This is a genomic window from Paraburkholderia guartelaensis (genome assembly GCF_004353905.1).
GTDB classification, from domain to species: domain Bacteria; phylum Pseudomonadota; class Gammaproteobacteria; order Burkholderiales; family Burkholderiaceae; genus Paraburkholderia; species Paraburkholderia guartelaensis.
Genome location: NZ_SMOD01000001.1, coordinates 252,628 through 278,392, shown reverse-complemented (window position 1 = coordinate 278,392; position 25,765 = coordinate 252,628). Strand labels below are relative to the sequence as shown.

Annotated in this window: 26 protein-coding genes; 19 read left to right on the top strand and 7 right to left on the bottom strand. The window is 66.0% G+C overall.

The annotated features are described in order from the left end of the window. The first annotated feature begins 19 nt into the window (after window positions 1–19). Both E1N52_RS01240 and E1N52_RS01235 read left to right on the top strand, forming a co-directional pair. Window positions 20–1,402 carry an amidase gene (locus E1N52_RS01240; RefSeq protein WP_133179433.1) on the top strand — a complete coding sequence of 461 codons (1,383 nt, stop codon included), beginning with the start codon at window positions 20–22 and terminating at the stop codon, window positions 1,400–1,402. Between the two features lie 80 nt (window positions 1,403–1,482). Next, on the top strand, window positions 1,483–1,821 hold the full coding sequence (locus tag E1N52_RS01235; RefSeq protein ID WP_246088922.1) for a DUF2322 family protein: 339 nt from the start codon (window positions 1,483–1,485) through the stop codon (window positions 1,819–1,821). A gap of 49 nt (window positions 1,822–1,870) precedes the next feature. Here the strand turns inward: E1N52_RS01235 and E1N52_RS01230 are convergent, their stop codons facing one another. From E1N52_RS01230 to E1N52_RS01220, 3 genes are all read right to left on the bottom strand, one after another. After that, complete coding sequence (locus E1N52_RS01230; protein WP_133179429.1) at window positions 1,871–3,310, bottom strand: MFS transporter; 1,440 nt, start codon at window positions 3,308–3,310, stop codon at window positions 1,871–1,873. A gap of 163 nt (window positions 3,311–3,473) precedes the next feature. Continuing rightward, window positions 3,474–4,625, bottom strand: a complete 1,152-nt coding sequence (locus E1N52_RS01225) for a CaiB/BaiF CoA transferase family protein (protein WP_133179427.1) — start codon at window positions 4,623–4,625, stop codon at window positions 3,474–3,476. Between the two features lie 16 nt (window positions 4,626–4,641). Continuing rightward, the gene (locus E1N52_RS01220; RefSeq protein WP_133179425.1) at window positions 4,642–5,592 is read right to left on the bottom strand and encodes a hydroxymethylglutaryl-CoA lyase; all 951 of its coding nucleotides are present in this window, start codon (window positions 5,590–5,592) and stop codon (window positions 4,642–4,644) included. A gap of 128 nt (window positions 5,593–5,720) precedes the next feature. Between E1N52_RS01220 and E1N52_RS01215 the strand changes: the two genes are divergently transcribed. Then, entirely contained in the window at window positions 5,721–6,650 is a 930-nt protein-coding gene (locus tag E1N52_RS01215) for a LysR family transcriptional regulator (RefSeq protein WP_133179423.1), read from the top strand. Between the two features lie 20 nt (window positions 6,651–6,670). Here the strand turns inward: E1N52_RS01215 and E1N52_RS01210 are convergent, their stop codons facing one another. After that, a complete protein-coding gene (locus E1N52_RS01210; RefSeq protein WP_133179421.1) occupies window positions 6,671–7,618 on the bottom strand; it encodes a LysR substrate-binding domain-containing protein in 948 nt (315 codons plus the stop codon). Between the two features lie 191 nt (window positions 7,619–7,809). Here E1N52_RS01210 and E1N52_RS01205 point away from each other — a divergent pair, with 191 nt between their 5' ends. From E1N52_RS01205 to E1N52_RS01160, 10 genes are all read left to right on the top strand, one after another. After that, on the top strand, window positions 7,810–8,877 hold the full coding sequence (locus E1N52_RS01205; RefSeq protein WP_133179420.1) for an ABC transporter substrate-binding protein: 1,068 nt from the start codon (window positions 7,810–7,812) through the stop codon (window positions 8,875–8,877). A 49-nt stretch (window positions 8,878–8,926) separates the two neighbouring features. Continuing rightward, the gene (locus E1N52_RS01200) at window positions 8,927–9,997 is read left to right on the top strand and encodes an ABC transporter ATP-binding protein (RefSeq protein ID WP_133179418.1); all 1,071 of its coding nucleotides are present in this window, start codon (window positions 8,927–8,929) and stop codon (window positions 9,995–9,997) included. After that, window positions 9,984–10,856 (top strand): ABC transporter permease, encoded by an 873-nt coding sequence (locus E1N52_RS01195; RefSeq protein WP_133179416.1) that lies wholly within the window; start codon window positions 9,984–9,986, stop codon window positions 10,854–10,856. Before E1N52_RS01200 ends, E1N52_RS01195 begins: the two co-directional genes overlap by 14 nt. Before the next feature lie 12 nt (window positions 10,857–10,868). Continuing rightward, window positions 10,869–11,666, top strand: coding sequence for an ABC transporter permease (locus E1N52_RS01190; RefSeq protein WP_133179414.1), 798 nt, complete (start codon window positions 10,869–10,871; stop codon window positions 11,664–11,666). Then, window positions 11,663–12,805, top strand: a complete 1,143-nt coding sequence (locus E1N52_RS01185; RefSeq protein ID WP_133179412.1) for an NAD(P)/FAD-dependent oxidoreductase — start codon at window positions 11,663–11,665, stop codon at window positions 12,803–12,805. Before E1N52_RS01190 ends, E1N52_RS01185 begins: the two co-directional genes overlap by 4 nt. Before the next feature lie 7 nt (window positions 12,806–12,812). Next, the gene (locus E1N52_RS01180) at window positions 12,813–13,187 is read left to right on the top strand and encodes a (2Fe-2S)-binding protein (protein WP_133179410.1); all 375 of its coding nucleotides are present in this window, start codon (window positions 12,813–12,815) and stop codon (window positions 13,185–13,187) included. After that, window positions 13,177–14,607 carry an FAD/NAD(P)-dependent oxidoreductase gene (locus E1N52_RS01175; protein WP_133179408.1) on the top strand — a complete coding sequence of 477 codons (1,431 nt, stop codon included), beginning with the start codon at window positions 13,177–13,179 and terminating at the stop codon, window positions 14,605–14,607. Before E1N52_RS01180 ends, E1N52_RS01175 begins: the two co-directional genes overlap by 11 nt. After that, window positions 14,600–15,781, top strand: coding sequence for an NAD(P)/FAD-dependent oxidoreductase (locus tag E1N52_RS01170; protein WP_133179407.1), 1,182 nt, complete (start codon window positions 14,600–14,602; stop codon window positions 15,779–15,781). The genes E1N52_RS01175 and E1N52_RS01170 overlap by 8 nt, the downstream gene beginning before the upstream one ends. 55 nt (window positions 15,782–15,836) lie before the next feature. Continuing rightward, on the top strand, window positions 15,837–16,190 hold the full coding sequence (locus tag E1N52_RS01165) for a RidA family protein (RefSeq protein WP_028202204.1): 354 nt from the start codon (window positions 15,837–15,839) through the stop codon (window positions 16,188–16,190). 158 nt (window positions 16,191–16,348) lie between these two features. Further along, window positions 16,349–17,014, top strand: a complete 666-nt coding sequence (locus tag E1N52_RS01160) for a DUF2278 family protein (protein WP_133179405.1) — start codon at window positions 16,349–16,351, stop codon at window positions 17,012–17,014. A gap of 62 nt (window positions 17,015–17,076) precedes the next feature. On the opposite strand, the gene E1N52_RS01155 is transcribed toward E1N52_RS01160, so the two are convergent. Beyond that, window positions 17,077–19,287 carry a TonB-dependent siderophore receptor gene (locus E1N52_RS01155; protein ID WP_205965547.1) on the bottom strand — a complete coding sequence of 737 codons (2,211 nt, stop codon included), beginning with the start codon at window positions 19,285–19,287 and terminating at the stop codon, window positions 17,077–17,079. A 353-nt stretch (window positions 19,288–19,640) separates the two neighbouring features. Here E1N52_RS01155 and E1N52_RS01150 point away from each other — a divergent pair, with 353 nt between their 5' ends. Next, on the top strand, window positions 19,641–19,946 hold the full coding sequence (locus E1N52_RS01150; protein WP_133179403.1) for a hypothetical protein: 306 nt from the start codon (window positions 19,641–19,643) through the stop codon (window positions 19,944–19,946). A 104-nt stretch (window positions 19,947–20,050) separates the two neighbouring features. Here E1N52_RS01150 and E1N52_RS01145 read toward each other — a convergent pair whose 3' ends face one another. Then, the gene (locus tag E1N52_RS01145; protein WP_133179402.1) at window positions 20,051–20,533 is read right to left on the bottom strand and encodes a hypothetical protein; all 483 of its coding nucleotides are present in this window, start codon (window positions 20,531–20,533) and stop codon (window positions 20,051–20,053) included. Between the two features lie 203 nt (window positions 20,534–20,736). Here E1N52_RS01145 and E1N52_RS01140 point away from each other — a divergent pair, with 203 nt between their 5' ends. Together E1N52_RS01140 and E1N52_RS01135 are read left to right on the top strand one after the other, a co-directional pair. Beyond that, window positions 20,737–21,021: a DUF4148 domain-containing protein gene (locus E1N52_RS01140; protein ID WP_133179400.1), complete on the top strand. Its 285-nt coding sequence runs from the start codon at window positions 20,737–20,739 to the stop codon at window positions 21,019–21,021. Between the two features lie 165 nt (window positions 21,022–21,186). Beyond that, complete coding sequence (locus E1N52_RS01135; protein ID WP_133179398.1) at window positions 21,187–22,302, top strand: linear amide C-N hydrolase; 1,116 nt, start codon at window positions 21,187–21,189, stop codon at window positions 22,300–22,302. A gap of 21 nt (window positions 22,303–22,323) precedes the next feature. Here E1N52_RS01135 and E1N52_RS01130 read toward each other — a convergent pair whose 3' ends face one another. After that, the gene (locus E1N52_RS01130; protein ID WP_069263638.1) at window positions 22,324–22,749 is read right to left on the bottom strand and encodes a VOC family protein; all 426 of its coding nucleotides are present in this window, start codon (window positions 22,747–22,749) and stop codon (window positions 22,324–22,326) included. A gap of 102 nt (window positions 22,750–22,851) precedes the next feature. On the opposite strand from E1N52_RS01130, the gene E1N52_RS01125 reads away from it, so the two are divergent. From E1N52_RS01125 to alr, 3 genes are all read left to right on the top strand, one after another. Beyond that, on the top strand, window positions 22,852–23,745 hold the full coding sequence (locus tag E1N52_RS01125) for a LysR family transcriptional regulator (protein WP_133179396.1): 894 nt from the start codon (window positions 22,852–22,854) through the stop codon (window positions 23,743–23,745). A 37-nt stretch (window positions 23,746–23,782) separates the two neighbouring features. Next, window positions 23,783–24,385, top strand: a complete 603-nt coding sequence (locus E1N52_RS01120) for an alpha/beta fold hydrolase (RefSeq protein WP_133179394.1) — start codon at window positions 23,783–23,785, stop codon at window positions 24,383–24,385. 133 nt (window positions 24,386–24,518) lie between these two features. Next, window positions 24,519–25,640 (top strand): alanine racemase, encoded by a 1,122-nt coding sequence (gene alr / locus E1N52_RS01115; RefSeq protein WP_133179393.1) that lies wholly within the window; start codon window positions 24,519–24,521, stop codon window positions 25,638–25,640. Window positions 25,641–25,765: the final 125 nt, after the last annotated feature.

The following is a 25,765-nucleotide window of genomic DNA, read 5'->3' as shown; positions in this document are numbered from 1 at the left end:
GAACACGCGTAACGCACCCATGTCATTCCTCCCTGCCGCGCCCCTCTCCCAACTCGCCGCCGACCTCGATGCGGCCCGCACGACGAGCCGTGCGCTCGTGGAAACCGCGCTGGAACGCATCGAAGCCGCTGGCGGCAACGGCGGCCACGCGTTCATTGCCCTCGACTCGGAACGTGCCCGGCGCGAGGCTGACGCCCAGGACGCGCTGCGCCGCGCGGGTGTGCGGCTCTCGCCGCTCGCGGGCCTGCCGGTCTCCATCAAGGACCTGTTCGACGTGGCGGGCGAACCCACGCGCGCGGGTTCGCGCGTGCTCGACGACACACCGCCCGCCGCCTTCGACGCACCCGCCGTGGCGCGCCTGCGCCGCGCCGGGGCCGTCCCGCTCGGGCGCACCAACATGAGCGAGTTCGCGTTCTCGGGGCTCGGTCTCAATCCGTGGCGCGGTACGCCGCGCTCGCCGTGGCGCGACGGCGACGAGGCACGTGTGGCGGGCGGCTCCTCGTCCGGTGCGGCAGCCTCGGTGGCGGGCGGCATGGCCGCGGTCGGACTCGGCAGCGACACGGGCGGCTCGTTGCGCATCCCCGCCGCGTTCTGCGGCCTCACCGGCTTCAAGCCCACGGCTCGTCGCGTGCCGACAGCGGGCGTGTTCCCGCTCTCGACCTCGCTCGACTCGATAGGCGCCATCGCCCCGAGCGTGGCGTGCTGCGCGTTGGTGGACCGCGTGCTTGCGGGCCTGCCCACGGACGGCGACGCCGCGCGCGTGCGCCCCGCGGCGCCCAGGAGCCTGCGCCTCGCGGTACTTTCGAACTACGTGACCGAAGGCATGGACTCGCATGTCGCCCGCACGTGGGAAGCCACGCTCACGCGCCTCTCGCGAGCGGGTATGCAGCTTACCCCGCTGCACCTGCCGCTGCTGGAGGCGCTGCCCGCCATCAACCGCTTCGGCTTCTCGCCGATCGAGGCTTACGCGACGCACCGCAGCCGGCTCCATGCTCACGCTCAGCGCTACGATCCGCGCGTGCTCGCGCGCATCCGCCTGGGCGAAACGGCGAGCGCAGCCGACTACATCGACCTGTTCGCCGCGCGCGCCGCCACGATCGCGCAGGCGCGCGCGGCACTTGCGGGCTTCGATGCCTTCCTCATGCCGACCGTGCCGATCGTGCCGCCCGCCATCGCGGCGCTCGAAGCCGACCCGGCACACTTCGCGGCAACGAACGCACTCGTCCTGCGCAATCCATCGATCGTGAATTTCCTCGACGGCTGCGCGATATCGCTGCCGTGCGCGCCGCGCGGCGAGGCGCCGGTGGGCTTGAGCGTGGCGGGGCTCGCCGACAGCGACGCGCACGTGCTGAGCGTCGCCGCCGCGATTGAAAGCGTGTTGCAGAGCGCGAACGCCGCCTGATGCCCGGCGCCGCCCGCCCCGATCAGCTAAGATACGGCTCCACAAAAGCCATTTATCGAACCAACGGAGTGTTTTCAGTGATTCAGGCAATTCAACCGGGCGCCGTCTTCAAAGACAATCTCGCACTGCTGCCGGGCATCGACGGCATCGAGCGCATCGATCTCGTGGACGCTCAGGGCAACGTCGCCGCGAGCATCGAAAACAAGCCCGGCAAGCAGGGCTCGCTCGCGGTCTACCACTATCTGCGCGAAGCCTTCGGCACGCTCGACTCCAACGCGGCCGAGCATGGCCTCGCCGTGTTCGCCGAGCACACCGTCGACGCACGCAATCGTCCGGGCGCGCACCCGAACGTCGATCGTCTGCTCGAAATCGCAGCAGGCGGCCCGACGCTGCGCATCGACGTGATCGCCGCAGCCTGAGCGTTGCACAAGCGGGCGTGCCAGCCGGCACGCCTCCTTCCCTGGCGACTCAAGCCGAAAGCTCTTCCAGCCGCACGCCATTCGTGCGCGGCCCAAATCCGCCGATGGAAATCATCACCGCGAGCATGCACACGGTGATACCGGCGAACACACCGCTCACGCCAAAATCGCGCAACAACGCGGCGATGATGAAACCCGACATCATCGCGCCCACGCGGCTTGCGGAATAGACGATGCCGTTCGCACTGCATCGCACCGCAGTGGGGAAAAGCTCGGCCTGGTAAGCGTGATAGCACACGGATATGGTCTGCCCCGCCAGACTGATCAGGACACCGAGCGAAATGAGCGCGAGCGGCCCGCGTGCCTGCGAGAACAGCAAGCCGAACACGATCACCGCGAACGCTGAGCCGACGATGAGCCACTTGCGCTCGATGCGATCGGCCACCAGCATCGCGAGCAGCGGCCCGCACGGCAGCGCAATGGCGATCACGACCGCATAGAGCAGGCTCTTCGTGACGGTCACGCCCTGCCCGATCAGGAGCGTAGGCACCCAATTCGCGAAGCCGTAATAGCCCACGGCCTGGCACAGGTTGAACGCGATCAGCATGATGAGGCGCGCCCGATACGGCGGCTTCCAGAGTTCCGCGAGTGAAGCGCGCCGGTGTGCGGGCAGCACGAGCGTCGGCGAAGGCTCCGGCAAGGGCTTGCCGTTTTCAATCACCGCGCGTTGCTCCATCTGCGAGATCACACGTTCGGCCGCCTCGGTTTGACCATGCGTGACGAGCCAACGCGGGCTTTCCGGCACGGCACGGCGCACGAACCAGACGATCGCTGCACCGAGCGAGCCGGCGAGCACGACCCAGCGCCAGCCGTCGAGACCGAGCGGCGCCTGCGGCACGAGCCACCACGAAAGCAACGCCGAAAAGGGCGCCGCCGCGAACATGATCGCCTGATTCAGCGCCATGGCGCGGCCGCGCATCTGCTGCGGGACCATCTCCGTGACATAGCTGTCGATGGTGACGATCTCGATGCCCACGCCGATGCCGGTGATGAAGCGCCACAGGATCAGCCCCTGCGAGGTATGCTGAAACGCCATCGCCACCGAGCCCACCGAATACCAGAGCAGCGAGAACGTGAAAACGCTTCGTCGTCCGAATCGGTCCGGCAACCAGCCGAAGCAGAATGTGCCGATGAAAAGACCCGCGAAAGTCGCGGCTACGAAGGCGCCGATGCCGTTGAAGCCGAAGAATGCATGCGTGGTGGTTTGCAGCATGCCGCTTTTTGCCATGCCCGGGGCGATATAGCCCGTGAAGATGAGATCGTAGACCTCGAAGAAGCCGCCCAGCGAGATCAGCATGACCAGCATCCAGAGCTGGCGCGTGGCGGGCAGGCGGTCGAGCCGCGCGGAAAGCGCTGCCGCTGCGCGATTGCCTACGGGTGGGGCCGTGACGGCGTCGAGCGGGGCGTCCGCGCCGAGGGTTCGTTGCATGCTTGTCTCCGTGACGACGCCTCACCGGGCGTCATTCTTGTGAACGCCGGGCCCACGAGCGAGCGGCGCGTGCGAGCTTCTGGCGGCTCGTGGCACGCGCAACCGTATGGCAGGCCGGCGGGGGAACCGCGAACGTGCTGCTGCTACTTCTTCTGCCGCTTGCTCAGGGCGCTGCGTGTGACTTCAGGGCCGCCAGCACCTCTTCGGTATGCTCGCCCACCTTTGCCAGCGGCTGACGCACGCCGGGACGGCGGCCGCCCATCATGAGCGGCAGCAGTACGACTTCGGTCATGCCGCCGTCGTCGGTCTGCATCGGCACGAGTCCACCGCTCGCCTTGAGATGCGGGTCGTCGAGCAACTGGTCGGGGCGCACGATCGGCGCGTACGGAATGCCGGCCGCTTCGAGACGCGGCATGAGTTCGGCCACCTGCTGCGTGGCGAGCACGGTGCCGAGGCGCTCGAGCAGTTCGGGCCGCACCGCCACGCGCAGCGCGTTGTTCGCGAAGTGCGGCTCGTCGGCGAGCTGCGGGCAGCCGATCACGTCGCACAGCGTCACGAACTGCTTGTCGCTCACCGCGCCGATGAAAAGCTGTTCGCCCTCGGCAAGCGTGAACACGTCGTACACGCTCCACGCCGACACGCGCGAAGGCATGGGCGGCGGCGCTTCGTGCGTCATCGCGTACTGCTGCATGTGCTGCGCGCTCAGGAACACGCAGTTCTCGAACAACGCGCTCTGCACCTCCTGTCCGCGCCCGGTCGCGTCGCGCTCGCGCAGCGCGGCCAGCACGCCGATCGCACCGAACATGCCGCCCATGATGTCGTTCACCGACGTTCCTGCGCGCAGCGGCCGCCCCGCAGGCCCGGTCATGTACGAGAGGCCGCCCATCATCTGCACGACTTCGTCGAGCGCGAGACGTTTTTCATAGGGGCCCGGCAAAAAGCCCTTGTGTGAGACGTAGATGAGGCGCGGATACTGTTGCGAGAGCGTGGCGTAATCGAGCCCGAGCTTTTCCATGAGGCCGGGCCGGAAGTTTTCCAGCATCACATCGCACTCGCCGATCAGCTCGACGGCAGCCGCGCGGCCCGATTCGGTGTTGATGTCGAGCACCACGCTCTTCTTGTTGCGGTTGAACGAGCGGAAAAAGCCGATCCCGAGACCCGGCAAATTGCGCGTCTTGTCGCCGCCGGGCGGTTCGATCTTGATGACTTCGGCGCCCAGGTCCGCCAGGATCATTCCGCAGGTGGGCCCCATGACCATGTGCGTGAATTCGATGACGCGCACGCCTTCGAGCGGCAAACGGTTTTGCGTATTCATAAGGATCTCAAACTAATCAGGCGTGACGCGCGATTGCGCCAAAGGTTTTCGGCAGACCGGCACGCCAGAGCGTGCCATGCAGCGTTTCGCCCTCCAGCCACTGGGCCACGCGCGCGCGCAGCGCCAGCAACCGTTCGATGTCGATGCCGGTGTCGATGCCCATGTCGGCGAGCATGAACGCGAGGTCTTCGCTCGACGCATTGCCGCTCGCGCCCGGCGCATGCGGACAGCCGCCGATGCCGCCGAGCGTGGCGTCGAAGCGGGTCACACCCGCCTCCAGTGCGGCATAAACGTTGGCGAGCGCGAGGCCGCGCGTGTCGTGAAAGTGCGCGCAGCACAACCGCTCGCCCGCGATCTCGCGGGCGGCCTCGAAGAGTTCGCGCACGGCGGCGGGGTTGGCGTAGCCCACGGTGTCAGCGAGGCTCACGCGATCCGTGCCCGCGTCGAGCAGCGCCTGCATGCAGCGCAGCACCTCGGCGGGCTCGACGCGCCCTTGCAGCGTGCAGCCGAACGCCGTGCCGATGCCGCCTTCGATCAGCGTCTTCGCGCCGCTGGCGTCGCGCGCGGCGCGTATGCGCGCCACTTCGGCCACGACTTCATCGGGCGTCTTGCGCAGGTTCGCGAGGCTATGCGCTTCACTCGCGGAAAGGGGCACGAGCATCAGGTCCGCTTGCGCTTCCAGCGCGCGCTCGGCGCCCTTCAGGTTCGGCACGAGCACCGAGACGAAGAGGTCCGGCAGAGTCTTTGCATAGGCGACGAGTTCCGCCGTGTCCGCGAGCTGTGGCAGCAGGCGCGCAGGCACGAACGAGCCCACCTCGATCTCGCGCTGGCCGGCTTCGTGCGCGGCGCGGATCCAGTCGATCTTGTGTTCGGTGGGCAGCACCGTCTGGATGCTCTGCAGGCCGTCGCGCAGGCCGACCTCGCGTATCACGGCGCGCGTCTGGGCCCACTGAGGTAATGGGGGCATGAAGGTGTCTCCGTTTTTGTCTCCAGCGATGTGCTAACTTTAGGCATTCCGCAAAATACATAAAGCGGTATTTTGCAAGCTTCAAGATTCCAATCTGGAAACATACAGAAACGCAGTCAGGAGACACCGTGCACGACATCGACCTCAAGACCCTGCGCCTGCTCGTGAGCGTGTGCGAGCACGGCAACATGGGGCGCGCGGCGCGCGAGGAGCACATCGAGCCCTCGGCCATCAGCAAGCGCATCGCCCAGCTCGAAAGCGAATTCGGCGTGCCGCTGCTCACGCGCTCGCGCCGCGGCGTGCAGCCCACCGCGGCGGGCGTCGCTCTGCTCGAACACGCGCGCAGCGTGATATTCACGCTCGAGCGCGCGGCCAGCGACGTCGCCGCGCTCGGCAGCGGCCTCTCGGGCAGCGTGAGCGTGTGCGCCTCGGCCTCCGCGATCGCCGAGGCGCTGCTCGACGATCTCGCGTCGTTCATGCGCTTGCCGGCCTACAAGAACATTCGCGTGAACGTGGAAGAGCGCACCTCGCACGAACTCGTGGAGCGCGTGCGCGACGGCGCGGCGTCGCTCGGCGTGTGCTGGGACAACGTGGAACTCGGGGGACTGCAATCGCGTCCCTGGCGCGAAGACCGGCTGGTGCTCGCCGTGCATCCCGAGCACCCGCTCGCGAAACGCCGCACCATTGCCTTCGAGGAAACGCTCGATTACGAGCACGTGGGCCTGCCGACCTCCACCGCCGTGCATACGATGCTACGGCAGTCGGCGGCGCGCAGCGGGCGCACGGTCGCCTATCGCGCGGTGGTGTCGACGCTCGACGCGGCGTTTCGCGTGGTGGCCGCCAATCTCGGCATCAGCGTCGTGCCCCAGGAGGTGAGCAACACTTACCGGCGCATCCTGGACGTGCACACCATCCCCCTCACCGACGCCTGGGCGCGGCGGCGTTTCATCGTCTGCTTTCGTGCGTTCGACACGCTTCAGCCGGCGGCGCAGCGCATGGTCGAGCATCTCGTGGAGCGCGCGGCGCATAAGAAGCGCGGCGCAAAAAGCAACGCCTGATCGCGCGCCTCAAGCCACCGTCAAGCCGCCGCTTTCTTCGTGCGTTTGCGCGCGGGCTCGCGATCGGGCGCTTTCATCTGAGCAATCAGACCGTCGTGGTGCTCGCGCAGCACCTCGACGAATTCGGCCACGAGACGCTCGCGCGGCCGGTTCGGCGGAAACAGCAGGTACGTCGGGAACAGCACCGCCGGCGAGAACGGCCGGATCGCGATGTCCGGCCCCGCGAAATCACGCGCGACGATGGGATGCGCAAGCGTCACGCCCATGCCGCAGCGGACCATCTCGCAGCAGATCGCCGTGTACTGGGCCTCGATGGCGAGCACGCGCTCCACGCCCGCGCGCTGGAACACCTCGTCCATTTGCGTGCGCGTGCCGTCGCCATGGCACAGCGAGATGAACGATTCCCCCTCCAGATCGGCAGGCCGGATCATGGCCTTTTTCGCGAGCGCATGGGTGGCCGGCATCACGCAGACGGCCGCGACCTTCGAAAGCAATTCGACCTCGCAGTTCGACGCTTCGCTGATGTACACCGCCACACCCAGATCGCAGAACTGCGAACCGGTCCAGTGGTTCACCGTGCCCGATGTATTCACGTGCAACGAGACCGTCACGCCGGGAAAGAGGCGGCGGAACTTGTCGATGGCATGCGGCACGAGCGTGAGCCCAGCCGAAGGCATTGCGGCAATGCGCAGACGGCCGCTGCCGAGATTGCGGATTTGCGCGGCGGCGGTGCTGAGTCCTTGCAGGCCCACATACGCGCGCTCGACTTCGCGAAAAAACGCATTGCCCTCGCTCGTAGGAATGAGGCGGATGCCCACACGCTGAAACAGCGTGAGGCCGGTCTCGCGCTCCAGTTGCCCAATCAGGCGGCTCACGTTGGGCTGGGAGGTGTAGAGCGCCTTCGCGGCGGCCGTCATCGAGCCCGACACCATCACCGCGCGAAACGCCTCGACGTGCTTCAGATTCAAGGTGATCTCTCCTGGGCTTAACCCTGATTTGAGCCTGGTCCATACGCCAGGGCCTAACCCTGGTCCATATCATTCCCGTATAGGTTGGCATTTTATTCGTATTGGACGATATGGCCAGCGCGGCACAGACTGCGATGCATCGGCGCACTGTCCGGTTCGCCGTTCCCCACACTCGAATGGAGATCGTCGTCATGAAAGCCGCGATGCGCCGTCGTTCAACCTTCTCCCCCAAAGCCGCATTCGTCGCACTCGCCGTCGCCGGCACGCTCGCCGCGGCCTCGCTCGCCCAGGCCGAAACCACGCTGTACGTCGCCAACGTCGGCGGCTCCAATGAGCAGCTCTATCGTCAGAAGATCATCCCGGCGTTCGAAAAGGCGCATGACGTCAAGATCGTCTACGTGGCGGGCAATTCGAGCGATACGCTCGCCAAGCTCCAGGCGCAAAAGGGACACGAGCAGATCAACGTCGCCGTGATGGACGACGGCCCGATGTACCAGGCGATGCAACTCGGCCTGTGCGGCAAGCTCGACGACGCCCCGGTCATGAAGGACCTCTATCCGCTCGCGCACATTGGCCCGACCGCGGTGGGCGTGGGCATGGTGGCGACCGGCATCGGCTATAACGAACAGGCGTTCAAAAAGCTCGGCCTGCCCGCGCCCGATTCGTGGAAGTCGCTCGAAGACGCGCGCGTGAAAGGCAAGCTCGGCGTGCCGCCCATCACCAACACCTACGGCCTGCATACGCTCGTGATGCTCGCGCGCCTGAACGGCGGCGGCGAGAAGGACATCGACCCCGGCTTCAAGGCGATGACGAAGCAGGTCGCGCCCAATGTGCTTTCGTGGGCTCCCACGCCTGGCGAAATGGACGGCCTCATGCAGTCCGGCGACGTGATCATCGCGCCTTACGGCAGTGGTCGCGCGGTGGCGCTGCAAAACACCGGCTTCCCGCTCAAGTTCATCTACCCGAAGGAAGGCGGCGTGGCGCTGCAGGTAGCCGCATGCTCTATCGCGCAGAACGCGCAGCCGCAGCTCTCGCAGCAGTTCATCCAGTTCCTGCTGAGCCCCGAAGTGCAGGCCCAGCAGGCCGCGGACATCGGCCTCGGCCCCGTCAACAAGAACGTCAAGCTCACGCCTGAAGTGGCCGCGCGCGTGCCTTACGGTCCCGACCAGATCTCGAAGCTCACGGCGATGGACTGGACCACCATCAACGAGCATCGCACCGAGTGGACCGAGCGCTGGAACCGTTCGGTCGAGCGCTGATGCGCGCGCTCCCTGACCCGCACGCAACGCACAGCGAGGACCGACGCTCATGAGCTTCCTCACCCTGCAAGGCATATCGAAGCGCTACGGCGACTTCACGGCGATCGAGCAGATCGACCTCACGGTCGCGCGTGGCGAGTTTCTCTCGCTGCTCGGTCCCTCGGGCTGCGGCAAGACGACCACACTGCAGATGATCGCGGGCTTCGTCACGCCGAGCACCGGCCGCATCACGCTCGATGGCCGCGACATCACAAACGAACGGCCGGAGAAACGCGGCATCGGCGTGGTGTTTCAAAGCTATGCGCTCTTTCCGCACATGACCGTGGCCGGTAACGTGGGCTTCGGTCTGGAGATGCAGAAGATGAAGCGCGCGCAACGCGCGGAGCGCATTGCCGAGGCGCTGGAACTCGTGCGTTTGCGCGGGCTCGACGCGCGCTACCCGAAGGAGCTTTCGGGCGGCCAGCGCCAGCGCGTGGCGATCGCCCGCGCACTTGCGATGCAGCCCGAACTCTTGCTGCTCGACGAGCCGATGTCGAACCTCGACGCCAAGCTGCGCGAGGAGATGCATATAGAACTACGCGCGATCCAGAAACGCCTTGGCATCACGACCCTTCTCGTGACGCACGACCAGGTGGAAGCGATGACGATGAGCGATCGGATTGCCGTCATGCACCGCGGCACCATCGCGCAGTTGAGTACGCCGTTCGACGCTTACGAGCGCCCGGCCACGCCCTTCGCTTCCACCTTTCTTGGCCGCACCAATACGCTCGCGGGCGAAGTGCTGCGCCGCAATCCGCGCTGCGCCGAGGTCGAGGTCGCCGGGACGATGCTGCACGTGCCGCACGAAGGCCGCGAGGTGGCGGGCGCCGTGAACGTCTATATCCGCCCTGAAAAAGTGCATCTGGCCAATGGCGACGCGCGCCTCACGGGGCGCGTGACGACGCGCGTGTTCGTGGGCAATCAATGGCTGCTCGCGGTGGAAACCTCGCTCGGCAAGCTGCATGTCGCCCAACCGAACCATGGCGCGCCGCCGCCCGAGGAAGGCCACGAAGTGGGCCTCGCCTGGACCGACGACGATCTGCGCGTGCTCACGCGGGAGGGCACTCATGGCAACGCTTGACGACTCGCGCGCGGGCGCCGCGCCGTGGCTGCTCTCCGCGCCTGCGCTGCTGCTTTTTCTCGCGCTCCTGCTGGTGCCGCTCCTGCTCACCTTCGTGCTCTCGTTTCATGTGTTCAGCGACATCGCGGGCGTACAACGCGGCTGGACCGCCACCAATTACCTGGAGGTCCTGAGCGATCCCTACTACGGCGAAATTTTCCTGCGCACGGCGGGACTCGCATTCGCCGTCACGCTGCTTTCCATCGTGCTGGGCGTGCCCGAAACGCTGGTGCTCGCGCGCATGCGCAGGCCCTGGCAATCCGTTTGCCTGCTAATCGTGCTCGGCCCGCTGCTGATCTCGGTGGTGGTGCGCACACTCGGCTGGCAAATCCTGCTGGGCAATAACGGGGTGCTCAACAACGCGCTGCAGGCGCTGCACATCACCGACGAGCCCATTCGTCTCGTGTTCACCATGACGGGCACCATCATCGCCCTTACACACGTGCTCGTTCCGTTCATGGTGATGTCGGTCTGGGCGACGCTTCAAAAGCTCGATCCCCAAGTGGAATGGGCCGGGCGCTCGCTCGGCGCCTCGCCGCTGCGCGTGTTCCGCCGCGTGATCCTGCCGCAGATCATGCCGGGCGTGCTCTCGGGCTCGATCATCGTGTTCGCGCTCTCGGCCTCCGCGTTCGCCACGCCCGCGCTGATCGGCGGACGGCGCCTGAAAGTCGTCGCCACGGCCGCCTACGACGAGTTCCTCGGCACCCTGAACTGGCCGCTCGGCGCGAGCATTGCCGTGCTGCTGCTGATCGCCAACGTGGCGATCGTGATGGGCTGCAGCCGTCTCGCCGAACGCCGTTTCAAGCATATCTTCGACTGAAGGGGCCCCGCCATGAAACGCAACGGATTCCTCGGGCTCGCGTTCAACGCGCTCTTTCTCGCCTTCATGCTCGCACCCATCGTCGTCGTGCTGCTCGTGGCCTTCACGGACAAGGGCTATATCTCGATGCCGTTCGACGGCGCCTCGCTGCGCTGGTTTCGCGCGATCTGGCAGAACGGCGACATCGTCTCGGCGTTCTGGCTCTCCGTGCGCCTTGCGTTCGCCGCCGCCACCATCGGCGTGGCGCTCGCAGTGCCCGCCGCGCTCGCCATCGCGCGCTACCGCTTTGCAGGCCGCGGCGCGCTGGTGAGCTTCTTCCTCTCGCCGATGATGATTCCCGCCGTCGTGCTCGGCATCGCGTTCCTGCGCTTTCTCTCGCTGCTCAACCTGAACGGGTCGTTCTGGGCGCTCGTCGCCGCGCACGTGGTGATCGTGCTGCCGTATGCACTGCGTCTCGCGCTTTCTTCGGCAGTCGGCCTCGATCGCGACGCCGAGCGCGCGGCGCTTTCCTGTGGCGCGAGCCGCTTCACGGCATTCCGCCGCGTGGTGCTGCCGATGATCCGCACGGGCGTGGCAGGCGGCTGGGTGCTGTCGTTCATCCAGAGCTTCGACGAGCTCACCATGACCATTTTCGTCGCGACGCCCGGCACCACCACGCTGCCCGTCGCCATGTACAACCAGATCGCGCAGACGATCGATCCGCTCGTCACCTCGGTGTCGGCGGTGCTGATCGTCGGCACGATCCTGCTGATGCTGCTGCTCGACCGCATGGTCGGGCTGGACCGCATCCTGATCGGAGAAGCCCGATGACACAAAACTCCACCGCGAGCCCCGACGTGCTCGTGATCGGCGGCGGCCTCGTCGGCTCCGCCGTGGCCTATGGGCTCGCCCGCGAAGGCGCGCGCGTGACCGTGCTCGACGAGGACGACGGCGGCTTTCGCGCCTCGCGCGGCAACTTCGGCCTCGTCTGGATTCAGGGAAAGGGTTACGGCCTTTCGCCGTACGCGCGCTGGTCGCGCAGTTCGGCGCAGCGTTGGCCGCTGCTCGCGCAAAGCCTCGCCGACGAGGCGCGCGTGGACGTCGCGCTGCGCCAGCCTGGCGGCTTTCACATCTGCTTCTCGGACGAAGAACTCGCCGAGCGCCATAAACGGCTCTCCACTTTGCAGGCCGAGATCGGCGACTATCCTTTCGAACTACTAAATCATCGCGAGCTGCGCGAGCGGCTGACCGGCATCGGCCCCGCGGTCGTCGGCGCAAGCTATACGCCGATGGATGGCCACGTCAATCCGCTCAAGCTGCTGCGCGCGCTCCATGTCGCGATGCAGCGGCGCGGCGTACGGCTCGTCTCGGGCGAGCGCGCCGAGCGTATCGTCGCCGGGCCGGGCGGGTTCAGCGTGCAAGGCCGGCGCGGCGTGTATCGCGCTGCGCGTGTCGTTCTCGCAGCCGGCCTAGGCAATCGCGCGCTGGCACCGCATGTGGGCCTGGACGCCCCCGTTGCGCCCAATCGCGGCCAGGTGCTCGTGAGCGAGCGCGTCGAGCCGTTTCTGCGCTACCCGACCATCAACGTGCGGCAGACCGACGAAGGCACGGTGCAGTTCGGCGACTCGATGGAAGAAGCCGGCTTCAACGACTTCACCACCACGCCGATCCTGCGCCAGATCGCGGCGCGCGGCGTGCGCGCGTTTCCCATGCTCGCTCATGTGCGGCTCGTGCGCATGTGGGCCGCGCTGCGCGTCTACAGCCCCGATGGCTTTCCGATCTACGACCAGTCCGAGGCGCATCCGGGTGCCTTCGTCGTCACCTGCCATAGCGGCGTGACGCTCGCCGCGGCCCACGCGCTGCGCATCGCGCCGTGGATCACGGGTGGCCCAATGCCCGCTGAACTGCCCGCATTCTCCGCGCGCCGCTTCGCAACCGATGCGGCTGCCGAACCGATCCTCGCTCACTAACCCCGCCATGACCGCCCAATCTACCCAAGCGCCTGCGCCGCTGTTCAAGACGCTCTCCGACGCCGAAACGCGCGTCGATATCTGGTTCAACGGCCAGCCGCTGTCCGTGCCCGCCGACCGCTCCGTCGCCGCCGCGCTGCTCGCCGCGGGTGTATCGCGCTTTCGCGCGACGCCCGTTTCGGGTGCGCCACGCGCGCCGTTCTGCATGATGGGCGCATGTTTCGAATGCCTCGTGGAGATAGACGGCGTGCCGAGCCGCCAGAGCTGCATGGTGCCCGTGCGCGCGGGCATGCAGATCCGCTCACAGGAAGGCGCGCGCGACCTGCCGCCCGAACCCGGCGCGAATGCCGACACGCTCGAGGAGAACGCTCATGCCCGGTGATTATCAAGGCGATGCCAAAACCGATTTCAATGCGCAAGCCGTCGATGTCGTCGTGGTCGGCGCGGGTCCCGCCGGGATGAGCGCGGCGACCCGTTCGGCGCGCGCCGGACTCTCAGTCGTCCTGATCGATGAGCAAGACGCCGTGGGCGGCCAGATCTATCGCGCGATAGGCCGCGCCGACGCGCGCCGAAAGGAGATACTTGGCCCCGACTACGCGGCGGGCGACGCCATCGCCCAGGCGTTCGCGCATTCCGGCGCGCGCCATGTCGCCCATGCCAGCGTATGGCAGGTCACGCGCGAACATGTCGTTCACTACCTCAAGGACGGCAAGGTAGGCAGTTTCCAGGCCAAGCGCGTGATTCTCGCGAGCGGCGCGCTGGAACGGCCCTTTCCCATTCCGGGCTGGACCCTGCCCGGCGTGCTCACAGCGGGCGCCGCGCAAATCCTGCTGAAAAGTGCGGGCGAAGTGCCCGCCTCGCCGCCCGTGCTCGCGGGCTGCGGACCGCTGCTCTACCTGCTCGGCTGGCAATACGTACGGGCAGGCGTGCCGATTCGCGCGCTCGTCGACACCACGCGCCACGAAGACCGCTGGCGCGCGAAACGCCACCTGCTTGCCGCACTGCGCTCATGGCCGTTCCTGAGCAAAGGCCTGCATTTGATCCGCACGCTGCGCGAAGCCAGGGTGCCCATTTTCGAAGCCGCCGACGACCTCGCCGTGGAAGGCCGCCAGGGCAGCGACGGGGTGCAGCGCGCCGCTGCGCTCACGTTCACGTCGCAAGGCCGCGCGCACCGCGCCGAGGCCGATGTGATCCTGCTGCACCAGGGCGTGGTGCCCAACACGCAGTTCACGCAGGCGCTACGCGCCACGCATCGCTGGGACAACGGGCAGCTTTGCTTCACACCGCAAACGGATGCATGGGGAGAGCTGGACGTGCCGGGCATCTTCGTGGCCGGCGACGGCGCGGGCATCGGCGGAGCCCAGGCGGCGGCGCAACAGGGCGTGCTTGCGGCGCTTGCCGCCGCCACACAGCTAGGCTCGATCGATGCAGCCGCGCGCGATCGCGAGGCGGGTCCGCATCGCGCGGAACTCGACCGCGTGATGCGCATTCGTCCCTTCCTCGACAGCCTCTACCGCCCGCGCGACGCAAACCGCATCCCCGCCGACAGCACTATCGTCTGCCGCTGCGAAGAAGTGACGGCGGGCGAGTTGCGCGGCTTCGTCGGCCTGGGCTGCCTCGGCCCGAACCAGGCGAAGTCGTTCGGACGCTGCGGAATGGGTCCGTGCCAGGGCCGCATGTGCGGCCTTACCGTGACCGAAGTGATCGCAGATGCACGCAAGGTGCCGCCAGCCGAGGTGGGCTACTACCGCATCCGCCCGCCGATCAAGCCGCTCACGCTCGGAGAACTCGCCGGTGAATGACGCCCGAACTCCCCCTGCTAGCGCCCTGCAGGAAGCGGACGTGCTCGTGATCGGCGGCGGCCTGCACGGTTCGAGCAGCGCCTTCCACATGGCGCGGCGCGGCGCCAGCGTGATCGTGCTCGAAGCCGACTACGTGGGCCGCCATTCGTCGGGCGTGAACGCGGGCGGCGTGCGCACGCTCGGCCGCCCGCTCCCCGAGATTCCGCTTGCGCTCATGTCGCGCGAAATCTGGCACGCGCTGCCCGAGACCATCGGCGACGACGGCGGCTTCGTTCCGTCCGGACAACTGAAGATTGCCGAAACCGTGGCCGAGCTGGAGGAGTGCCGTGAACGCGTCGCGCTGCTCGAATCGCACGGCTTCACGCACGAAAAGCTGATCGACCGCGAGACGGTGCTCGAACTCGAACCGGCACTGGCGAAGCACGTGACGGGCGGCATCTGGGTCGAACGCGACGGCTATGCGCTGCCCTTTCGCACCACCACCGCGTTTCGCCTCGCCGCGCAGAAGCACGGCGCGCGCTTTTACGAAGGCACGGCAGTCACGCACATCGAGCCGCGCGGCGAGCGCTGGATCGCACAAACCCCGCGCGGCACCTTTGCCGCGCGCAAGCTGCTCGTCACGGCGGGCGCGTGGTCGGGCGAACTGGCGCGCCAGGCCGGCGAGCCGGTGCCCGTGCACCCCGAAGGGCTCATGCTGATGGTCACACACCGCGTGGCGCCCTTCTGCCGCGCGACGCTCGGCGCAACGGGCCGGCCGCTTTCGTTCAAGCAGTTCGACAACGGCACCGTGGTGATCGGCGGCAAGCTGATCGGCATCGCCGATCTGCCGGGCCGGCACGGCGAAGTCGATTTCATGCGGCTCGTGAAAAGCGCGCAGACCGTCGTCGATCTGTTTCCGCATCTGCGCCATCTGGGCGTGAACCGCGCATGGGCCGGCGTGGAAGCGTTCACGGCCGACTCGCTGCCGATCATCTCGGCAAGCCGGCGCGCCGCGAATCTCTACTACTCATTCGGCTATTGCGGCAGCGGCTTTCAACTCGGGCCCGCGTGCGGACGGCTCGTTTCCGAACTCGTCCTCGACGGCACGCCTTCGCTTTCGCTCGATGCGTTTGTAATCGACCGCTTCGAGCGCGCCTCGGTGCAAGCGCCGCTGGCCGGCGTTGCCGCGCACTGACGCCTTCGATTCCCTCACCCTGTATCGCCCTTGCGGCGAAGGAGCTTGCAGACACATGAACGATATCGTTCGTATCGAAACCAATCAACGGATGAGCCGAGTCGTGAAAGCCGCCGGACTCGTGTTCGTGGGCGGACAAACGTCGGCGGATCCGTCGCCCGACGTGAAGATCCAGACCGCCGCCGTGCTCGCGAAAATCGACGGCTTTCTCGCCAAGGCCGGCATCGACAAGACGCGGCTCGTCTCCGCGCAGGTCTGGCTCGCCGATATCGCGCGCGACTTCGCGGGCATGAACGAGGTATGGGACGCGTGGGTGCCCGAAGGTTGCGCGCCCACACGTGCGACTGTGCAAGCGCAGTTGGCGTCGCCGCAACTGCTCGTGGAAATCGCGGTCGTGGCGCTGGGCTGAGCGCCGTGTGAGGCTGCCGGCGCCGCCGTGAAAGCGCGCCGACAGCCGCAGTCGAGCAACCGTAAAGCGATGGGCACGGCATCGCGCGCACGCTGTAAGCGCAAGTTCACGTTCGCGCGGCACAATGGCGAGTCCACCTGAACTACGAGGAGCGCGCGATGGCCCTTCCTTACGGCTACGTCAAGGCGAAGATTGTTTCCGCACCGCAGTTGAAGGCGACGCGGCGGCCACACGAAGTCCAGTACCACCTGCACTTCGGTGTGACGGTCAACGGCGCGCGCTGGGACATCGCTGTGAACGTCGGCACCACGGACGCGGACGACCTGCTCAAGTACAAACTCGTGTACGACTTCAACCACAACGTGCTCACCACGCTCGAGGGCGCGGCCGAAGGCTCGACCGATCTCACGGGCACCGAAGCGCTGCCGGCCATCGACTTCGAGCGGAGCGACTTTCTCGCCAATACGGGCGCATGGCGCAACAGCGATGTCATGGACGGCTCCGACCAGGTGGAGCCCGTCGCCTCGCTGCAACGCCTGCTGTTGCGCGCGCAACAATCGTCGCTCGACGTCTACGTGTTCGGCCGCTTCTACAGCGAAGGCGACGGCATCCACGACGTCCACATGAACCAGGGCTCGAAGGGCGAGTTCATCCACAAAGCGGGCAACGACGCGAACGACCACAACGACATCTGGCAGGACGGCGCGCTGCTCGTGGATCTGGGCGACCCCGAATGGGCCTTGTATGTGGCGGCGTTCGATCAGCAATACGTGCCCACCGACAATCTCGGCAACCCGACGCCTGACTCGCAGCCGATTTCGTAAACGGCACGCGGGCGCATGCCGGAATCCAGCCATGCGCCCGCGCGTTCTAGCGAATCGAACGTTTAGAAGTCGATCTTCGCGTTGAGGCTGACCGTGCGCGGATCGCCCGGCGCGATGTAATCGGAGTACTGGTACATCCAGTAACGGCGATTCGTGATGTTGTCGATGGCCGCGCGCAGCGTCACGTCGTGGCCGCCAATGCGGGTGAAGTAGTTCGCGCCCACGTTCACGAGCATGTAGCCGCCCGTTTCCAGATTGTTGGCGGGGCGCACCTGCGTGCTGCCCGTGAACTTCGCATCTGCGCCCAGTTGCAGGCCTTGCACGTAAGGCACGTCGTAAGTCACGCGGCCCGCGGCGACGAAGGTCGGCGCGCCGGCCACACGATTGCCGTTGTACGACTGGCCCTTCGCGTACCACGTATCGAGCAGCGTGACGCTGCCTGCCACCTGCCAGCTGCGGCCCAGCCGCACGCTTCCGGCCGCCTCGACGCCTTCGTAAATCGAATTGCCGTCCTGCACGTAGACATTGTCGGCGTTCGCATAGGCCGCGCCGCGCTCGATGCGGAACAGGGCCGCCGTCGCGCTCCAGCGCTCGTGTTCGCTCTTGATGCCGATTTCATACTGACGCGAGCGCAGCGGACGCAGCATCGCCCCACCGTTCGCGTAGATGCTGTCCACGATCGCGCCCTGCTCCAGCGCCTCGACGTAGCTCGCGTACAGCGTCGTGTTCGGCTCGAGCTTGTACATCAGCGCGAAAGTCGGCGTGAGTACGCCGTTCTGGCTGTACTGGGACGTCTTTTCGCCCGTGGTTGCGTAGTTGTTCTGACTATAGTTCGTGTAACGCAGGCCCGCGAGCACCGACCAGCGGCTCGTGATCTGCATCGTGTCGCTCACGAACGCCGAGGCCTGAGTGATATCGCTCGTGCGGTACGTTTCGAGCCCGCCGCCCGAATAGAATCGCCACGGGTTGGGCTGATACAGATTGCCGTTGCCGAGCACCGTATAGATCGAGTTCAACGCGTAATTGTTGGTCTGATGCTGGTACGCGCCGCCAATCACGAGTTGATGCGTGAACGGCCCGGTCTTCACCTTGCCTTCGAACATGCCCTGCCAGTAGATGTCCTGATGGGCTTCGTCGCCGTTCCAGCGCGCGTCGGTGTAGTCGCCTGCCTGGTTGAGCAGCGTGAGCGTGCTCTCGTTGCGATCGCGCGCCGACTTGCTGTAACTGCCCGAAGTGGTGAACGACCAGTCGGGCGTGATCTGGTAACGCACGCCCGCCGTGTAGAGCTGCAGGTTCGTGTTGATGTGCTGGTCGGTGCCGCCGAGCAGGTTGCTGCCGCCGCTGATCACCGCGGGCAGGCTCGACGCCGTGTAGCTGCCCGTGTAGATCGCGGGCGTCTGGCCGCTCGAACGAATCGTCTGGTAGAGCGCGTTGAACCACACCTGCAGGTCGCGCGTGAGCTGGCCATCGAGCGCGAGCGAAACCGAGTTGCGGTTGATATCGCCGGCGTTATAGGTCTTGCCCGCTTCCTTCGTGTAGTTCAGGCGCGCGCCGAACATGTCGTCCGGGCCGAAGCGGCGGCTCAGGTCCACATGCGTGCTCAGCACGCCGTCCATGCGATAGCCCACGTCGAGGCTCGTGACGGGGTCCTTCTCCGGCCGCTTCGTCACGTAGTTGACGAGGCCGCCAGGCTGCGCGAAGCCGTACATGAAGCCGCCCAGGCCCTTGAGCAGTTCCACGCGCTCAAGCTGCTCGTAGGGCATGGTGATGCCGTACGAGATGAACGGATTACCGTCGATGCGAAAGCCGTTTTGCCAGTCCACGGGTAGACCGCGAATGGTGATGTAGGTGGCCCACGCGTTATAGGCGTTGCTGTTGTTGGTGACCGAGGCGTCGCCGGCGAACACATCGCCGAGCTTGTAGACCTGGCGCTCGGCCAGATTCTCGCCCGTCACGACCGTGGTCGAGAACGGCGTGTCGAGCTGCGAGCGCGTGCCGAGCGCGCCGCTGTTCACCGGCGTGTTCAGGTTCAGCGGCGAATCGGCGACCTGGCTCGCGCTCACCTTCACGGCGGGCAGCGCCTGGTCCGTGCCGGCCGTACCGGTGGCGGCCGCCTGAGGCGGCGCCTTCTGGGTTGTGCTCGTCGCGGCGCTGTCCTGCGTCGATGTTTGGGCAACAGCGGCCTGAGCCGCCGCGAAAGTAAGCCAGGCCGCAATATGCAACGGCCGCGGCAGCGTGCGTCGCGCTTGCCGCGCGTGTTGTCGGTTGTTCATGTCGTTTTGGAAGGGTCGTCTCGCCAGTGCTTGCCAGATACTTCAATGAGAAGCATTCTCATTTTCACTGGCGGGCGATATTAACAAACCCTTACGACTTTTCCTAGAACCCCCGACTCATTCGTCAGATTTGATGAATTCCCTCGAAATACTGTTCAAAACGGACTCGAAGCGGCCAGATAACGTCTATTTGGCGCAAGAATCGCCGGAAATTGTCTGGAACGGACAGTCGCACCAAACGTGGCGCGGGGGCGCGCCCGCCTTGCTGCTTTGCGTGATGTCGGCGCCTGGAAATTCGCTAAGCCGCGACATAAAATACAGGCCCAGTCAGTTCATTCACGTGGTGACCGCGTATGAGACACGCTACGTTCCCCGTGCTGATCGTTCTGGCTTCGGTCCCGGCCGCATGGGCCATGGGCCTCGCCTCGGCGAACGAAAACACGGGTCTGCCCTCTCCCCAGAGCGCGGCGCCTGCCACGCTGCATTGGCCTCCTGCCTCGCCCTCGTCTATCCCGCCTGGCATTTCGCGCGCTGCGTTGCATACGGGGCCCCAGAAAGACGACAAGTCGTATTTCGATACGCTCCCGGGCGACGATAAGAAGCTCGACGACGAAGGCGCGCCCCTGCGCGGCGATCGTTTCCATTGGCAGCAGCCCTAGCGCCTGTTCAGCCCAGCACGCTTACGCTCTTACGATATTCAGTCTTCCTGATTATATTTGCCGGCCGCCAGAATGAACTGGCGGCTCTCTGCTGATGCGCGTGCTTACGCTTTCACCGCTGGCGCATGCGGCGGTGCGACCGCGGGCGGTTGTCCCGATGCAGGCGCCGGCGCATGCCCCGGATAGACGACGATCACAGGCCCCGGCATTGCCCATGCGGGCACCGCGAACAGCACAGGCATCGGTGTGGGCATCGCGAACTCGCCGCTGAATGCCGCCTGCTGGAGCTGCTGCATCTGGGCCTGCATGGCCCACATCTGCGTGGTCATCGCGCGCATCTGCTGCAGCGCCCACGCGGGCGGCGGTCCGCCGCTGCTACTCTGAACCTGAATGCTGCTGGCGCCGTTCGGGCTATGCCAGCTCCACGTGCTGATCTTGACTGGGCCAGCAGAAGTCTGGACCACATGGGTCTCGCCCTGAGCCGGAACGAGGTGGCCATCGACGTTGACGAAAAGCGGCTGGGCCGCCAATGCGAGGGCCGGTGCGCACACCAGTGCGGCCGCCGCCATAGCAGTGCGAAAACGCATCTCATCCTCCATTGTTCGAGCCTCGACGCGCGGTTTGCGCCGGGAGGCGTCTTTTACTATGTCGAGCGAGAATTAAAATTCGCTTAAAACACGCCGGTGCGTTCGCATTAATCCACGATTAAGAATCCGCTCCTATGCTCGTTTTGCGAGCCGCCAGGCCCTTCGCCGACGGCATCGCGGCGAACACGATGGAGGTTCGGATCATGAAAACCGGAATCTATTCAACCGCGCTCATTGCAGCGCTCACCTTGCCGGCGGCTGCCTTCGCGCAAACCGGCAACGCCTACGCCCAAGTCGATTTGAACAGCGGCCCCGCGGCGCACGCGCAACTTCCCGCAGACGTGCACGCCGCCGAAGCACGCGTCGCGACGCGCAGCGGCGCCGACGATGCCACGCTGTGGGGCGTGGGGGGCGTGCCGGGCGGCATGTCGCAATCGGGCATGGGCGCGCACTCGCATACGCGCGCCGTGCTTTATCTGCACCACTGAGCCGCGATAGACCACCGATAAACCGCCAGCCGTCCGGCGACAACCGCACCTCGATATCCGCGCCGCATAGCGCGCGCGGGGGCACGGTTGCGCTTCGGCCATGTTGGAACGGCTGAAAGCGCGTTCCATGACATGATCGGCGCGTCCTGCAACTGGAACGCCATCATGTCCCGTCTGGTTCGTTCGCAACTGCGCCTGAAAGTCTGCGTGCTGGCTGCTTCGCTCGCCTTGCTGGCTGCGCCGCTCGTCATCGACCCCGCACAAGCGTGCACACGCGCGCTCTACGTGGGCGACAGCGGTCTCGTCATCACAGGGCGTTCGATGGACTGGTCCGAGGACATGCGCTCGAACCTCTGGGTCTTTCCGGCCGGGATCGAACGCGACGGCAACGCGGGCCCGCGCTCGCCGCATTGGCGCTCGAAATACGGCAGCGTGGTGGTCTCGGGCTACGACATCGGCAGTGTGGACGGCATGAACGAGCGCGGCCTCGTGGCCAACGCGCTCTATCTCGCCGAAACCGATTACGGCAAGCCCAATTCGGGGCGGCAGCCGCTCGCCATCAGCCTGTGGGCGCAATACGTGCTCGACAATTTCGCCACGGTTGGCGAGGCCGTCGATGCGCTTGGCCACGAGCCATTCCAGATCATTGCGCCGCCGCTGCCGGACGGCAAACCGATCACGATCCACCTCGCGCTTTCCGATTCGCAAGGCGACTCGGCCATCCTCGAATATATCGACGGCAAGCTCGTGATCATGCACGACAAGGCGTACAAGGTAATGACGAACTCGCCGATCTACCCTGAACAGCTCGCACTCGATACGTACTGGAAAGGTGTGGGCGGTCTCGCCTTTCTGCCCGGCACGAATCGCGCGGCCGATCGTTTCGTGCGCACCTCATTTCTGCTCGACGCGATTCCCAGGAAGCCCGACCCGGCCTATATGGCGGGTGTGCCACAGCAGAACCCCAACTATCAGGCCGTGGCGAGCGTGATGAGCCTCATGCGTTCGGTAAGCGTGCCGCTCGGCATTACCACGCCCAACATGCCGAATCTTTCGTCGACGATCTGGCGCACGGTGGCGGATCAGACGAACCGCGTCTATTACTTCGATTCCGCCACGCGCCCCGATACGTTCTGGGTCTCGCTGAGCAAGCTGAACCTCAAGCCCGGCGCGCCCGTGATGAAACTCACGATCGATTCGGGCCAGGTCTATTCAGACGAGGTGGCGGGCAATTTCGTGGCGACGCCGTCGTTCAAGTTCATGCCTGCGCCGGCACCTTGATCGCCTCGCGGCCATTCACGCTTATTTGGCGAACAGCTGGCCGATATCCTTGAACGCCTTGAATTCGAGCGCGTTGCCGCACGGGTCGAGGAAGAACATCGTGGCTTGCTCGCCCACCTGTCCCTTGAAGCGCACGTAAGGTTCGATCACGAACTTCACGCCGAAGGTCTTGAGGCGCTCGGCCAGCGCCTCCCAGTCGCTCCAGCTCAGCACGACGCCGAAGTGCGGCACCGGCACGTCGTGGCCGTCCACGGGGTTCGTGTGCGCGTGGTCCTGCGAGGCCGTTTTCGGGTGCTCGTGAATCACGAGCTGATGGCCGAAGAAGTCGAAGTCGACCCACTGCGCACTGGAGCGCCCCTCTGCCAGCCCGAATACACGGCCGTAGAAGTCGCGCGCGGCAGCGAGGTCATAAACGGGAATGGCGAGGTGAAAGGGGGAAAGCGACATGCGTGTCTCCACTGTCTTCGAAAGCGATCCCGCCATGGTAGACAGACCGAAGCAAAAACAAAATCAATATATAATTTTCCAATACACAAATATTTTTGATGAATGATACGCGAACTCAGAACCCTCGTTGCGGTGGCGAGAGAAGGCACGTTCGCCGCGGCGGGACAGAAGATCGGCCTGACCCAGGCCGCTGTGAGCGCACAAATGCAGCGCCTCGAAGCTGAGCTGGGCTTCGCGCTGTTCGACCGCGAGGGGCGCAACGCGCGCCTGAACGCGATGGGCCAGCAGATCCTCGCCCAGGCGCAGGAAGTCATCCGGCTCTATGAAAACCTGAGTTCGAGCGCAGCTGGCCCCGCAGCGACAGAGCGCGTCACGCTCGGCGCAATCGCTTCCGTGCAGCGCGCGCTGGTGCCGGAGGCGCTCGCCGAATTCCACCGCCGTTGTCCCGGCTGCCGCACGCGCGTGATCCCCGGCGTTTCGATGGAGCTTCACAATCTCGTGGATGCGGGCGAAATCGACATGGCGGCCATCATCCGGCCACCCTTCGCACTGCAAAGCGATTTGCGCTGGACCACGCTCGCGCGCGAGCCGTTCCGCCTCATCGTGCCGCGCCATGTGAAAGGCCACGACTGGGCCGAACTGCTCGCGACGCAACCCTTCATCCGCTACGACCGCGCATCGTTCGGCGGACGCCAGGTGGACCGCTTCCTGCGCCGCATGCACTACACCGTGCAGGACCTGAGCGAACTCGACGAACTGGAGGCTATCGTCGGCCTCGTTGCGAACGGCGTGGGCGTCGCGCTGGTGCCGCAAACATCGGCATGGCGGCGCTGGCCCGCCAAAGTGCGCGCAATCGATCTCGGACAGCACACGTTCCACCGCGACGTCGGCCTCGTGCATCGCGCGCCGGGCACGCTGAGCGAACCCGCGCGTCTGCTGATCCAGCTGCTCGAATCGCGCGCTCGCGAGCAGCAGCCGGCGGGCGACGCACAATGAACACATCATTCCTTGCAGGCCCACTGGAGAAACACACGTGAGCACTCCCGAACAATTGCTTTTCCTGCCCGGCGCTTCCGGCAACAAGGCCTTTTGGCAACCGCTGTCCGGTCGCCTCGCCACGCCGGTGGCGCGCCGCTTCGTGGGCTATCCGGGTTTTGGCGGCGAACCGGCGGACCCGGCAGTCGCGAGCATCGACGCCATCGTGCAGCGCGTGCTGGCCATGCTCGATCAGCCCACGGCACTGATCGCCCAGTCGATGGGCGGCGTCATCGCCGTGCGCGCGGCGCTCGAAAAGCCGCAGTTCGTCACGCATCTGGTGCTCTCGGTCACGTCGGGCGGCATCGACACTGCGGCGCTCGGCGCGCAGAACTGGCGCGCCGGCGACACGAGCGCCTTCCCGGAGTGGTTCGTCTCGTTCCATACGGACCTTTCGAACCAGATCGCCAGCGTCACCCAGCCGGCTCTGCTGCTTTGGGGCGACAACGATCCGTTGAGTCCTGTCGCGGTTGGCGAGCGGCTCAACGCCCTGCTCGCCAATTCCACGCTGCACGTGGTGCGCGGCGGCGAGCACGATCTCGCGAGCGTCCATGCAGAAGCGTTGGCGCCGCTCGTGGATGCGCATTTGATGGCGGACTGATCGGCTGCATGGCGAGACGGTCGACAGTCGTTTCAACCAAATTCGTCGAAAAATACATTAAAAATAACTGGACGAAAATCAATACGATTGCACAAATCACTAGACCGTCGCCGTCCAACCCACAGGAACGCCTATGCCGCGCCCCATCGTCGCCCGCATTCAACCCGACGCCATCCGTCACAACCTGCAGCTGGCGAAGCAGCTCGCCGCCGGCTCGCGCGCCTTCGCCGTGATCAAGGCCAATGCGTACGGACACGGGATCGAGCGCATCTATCCGGCGCTCGCGGGCGCCGACGGCATCGCGCTGCTCGACCTCGATGAAGCCGTGCGCGTTCGCGAACTGGGCTGGACCAAACCGCTGCTGCTGCTCGAAGGCGTGTTCGACCCCGCCGACGTCGAACTGGCCGCAGCGCACCGGCTCACCGTGGCCGTGCACTGCGACGAGCAACTCGATCTGCTCGCGGCAGCGAAGCCGCAGCGTCCCATCGATATCCAGCTGAAGATGAACTCGGGCATGAACCGCCTGGGCTTCCGCCCCCATGCTTATCGCGCCGCATGGGAGCGCGCACGCGGCATCGCGTCGATCGGCGCAATCGGACTCATGACGCACTTCGCGAACGCTGACGACGGCCACATCGACTGGCAGCTCGACACGTTCGACGCGGTGGTGCAGGACCTTCCCGGCGAGCAGTCGGTATCGAATTCGGCGGGCGTGCTCTGGCACCCGCGCGCGCATCGCGACTGGGTGCGCCCCGGCACGATCCTATATGGCGCGTCCCCCACGGGCGTGGCACGGCACGTGGAAGGCTTCGGCCTGCGCGCGGCCATGACGCTCACGAGCCGCATCATCGGCGTGCAAACGCTCGCGCCGCAGGAAACCATCGGCTACGGCCGCACCTTCGCGGTCGACCGGCCCATGCGCATCGGCGTGGTGGCGTGCGGCTATGCGGACGGCTATCCGCGCCACGCGCCCACCGGCACGCCGATTGCCATCGATGGCGTGCGCACGCGCGTGGTGGGCCGTGTGTCGATGGACATGCTCACGGTCGATCTCACGCCCTGCCCGCAGGCGGGCATCGGTTCGAGCGTCGAGCTGTGGGGCGACCAGGTGCGCGTGGACGAAGTGGCCGAAGCGTCGGGCACCATCGGCTATGAGCTGATGTGCGCACTCGCGCTGCGCGTGCCGGTGGTCGTGGCCGACGATGCGCTGACGTCCCGCGCTGCGCAAACAAGCGGCGAGCGCGTGGCAGCCTGACTGCGCCGAAAGCTCGCTGACGAAATTTCGTCAAACTTCCGGTTGAGCCCGGGCCTTGCGTCACCTATTTTTGTGTTGAAACGCGCCGCGCATCGCACGCCGCGCGCTGCCAACACTTCAAGGAG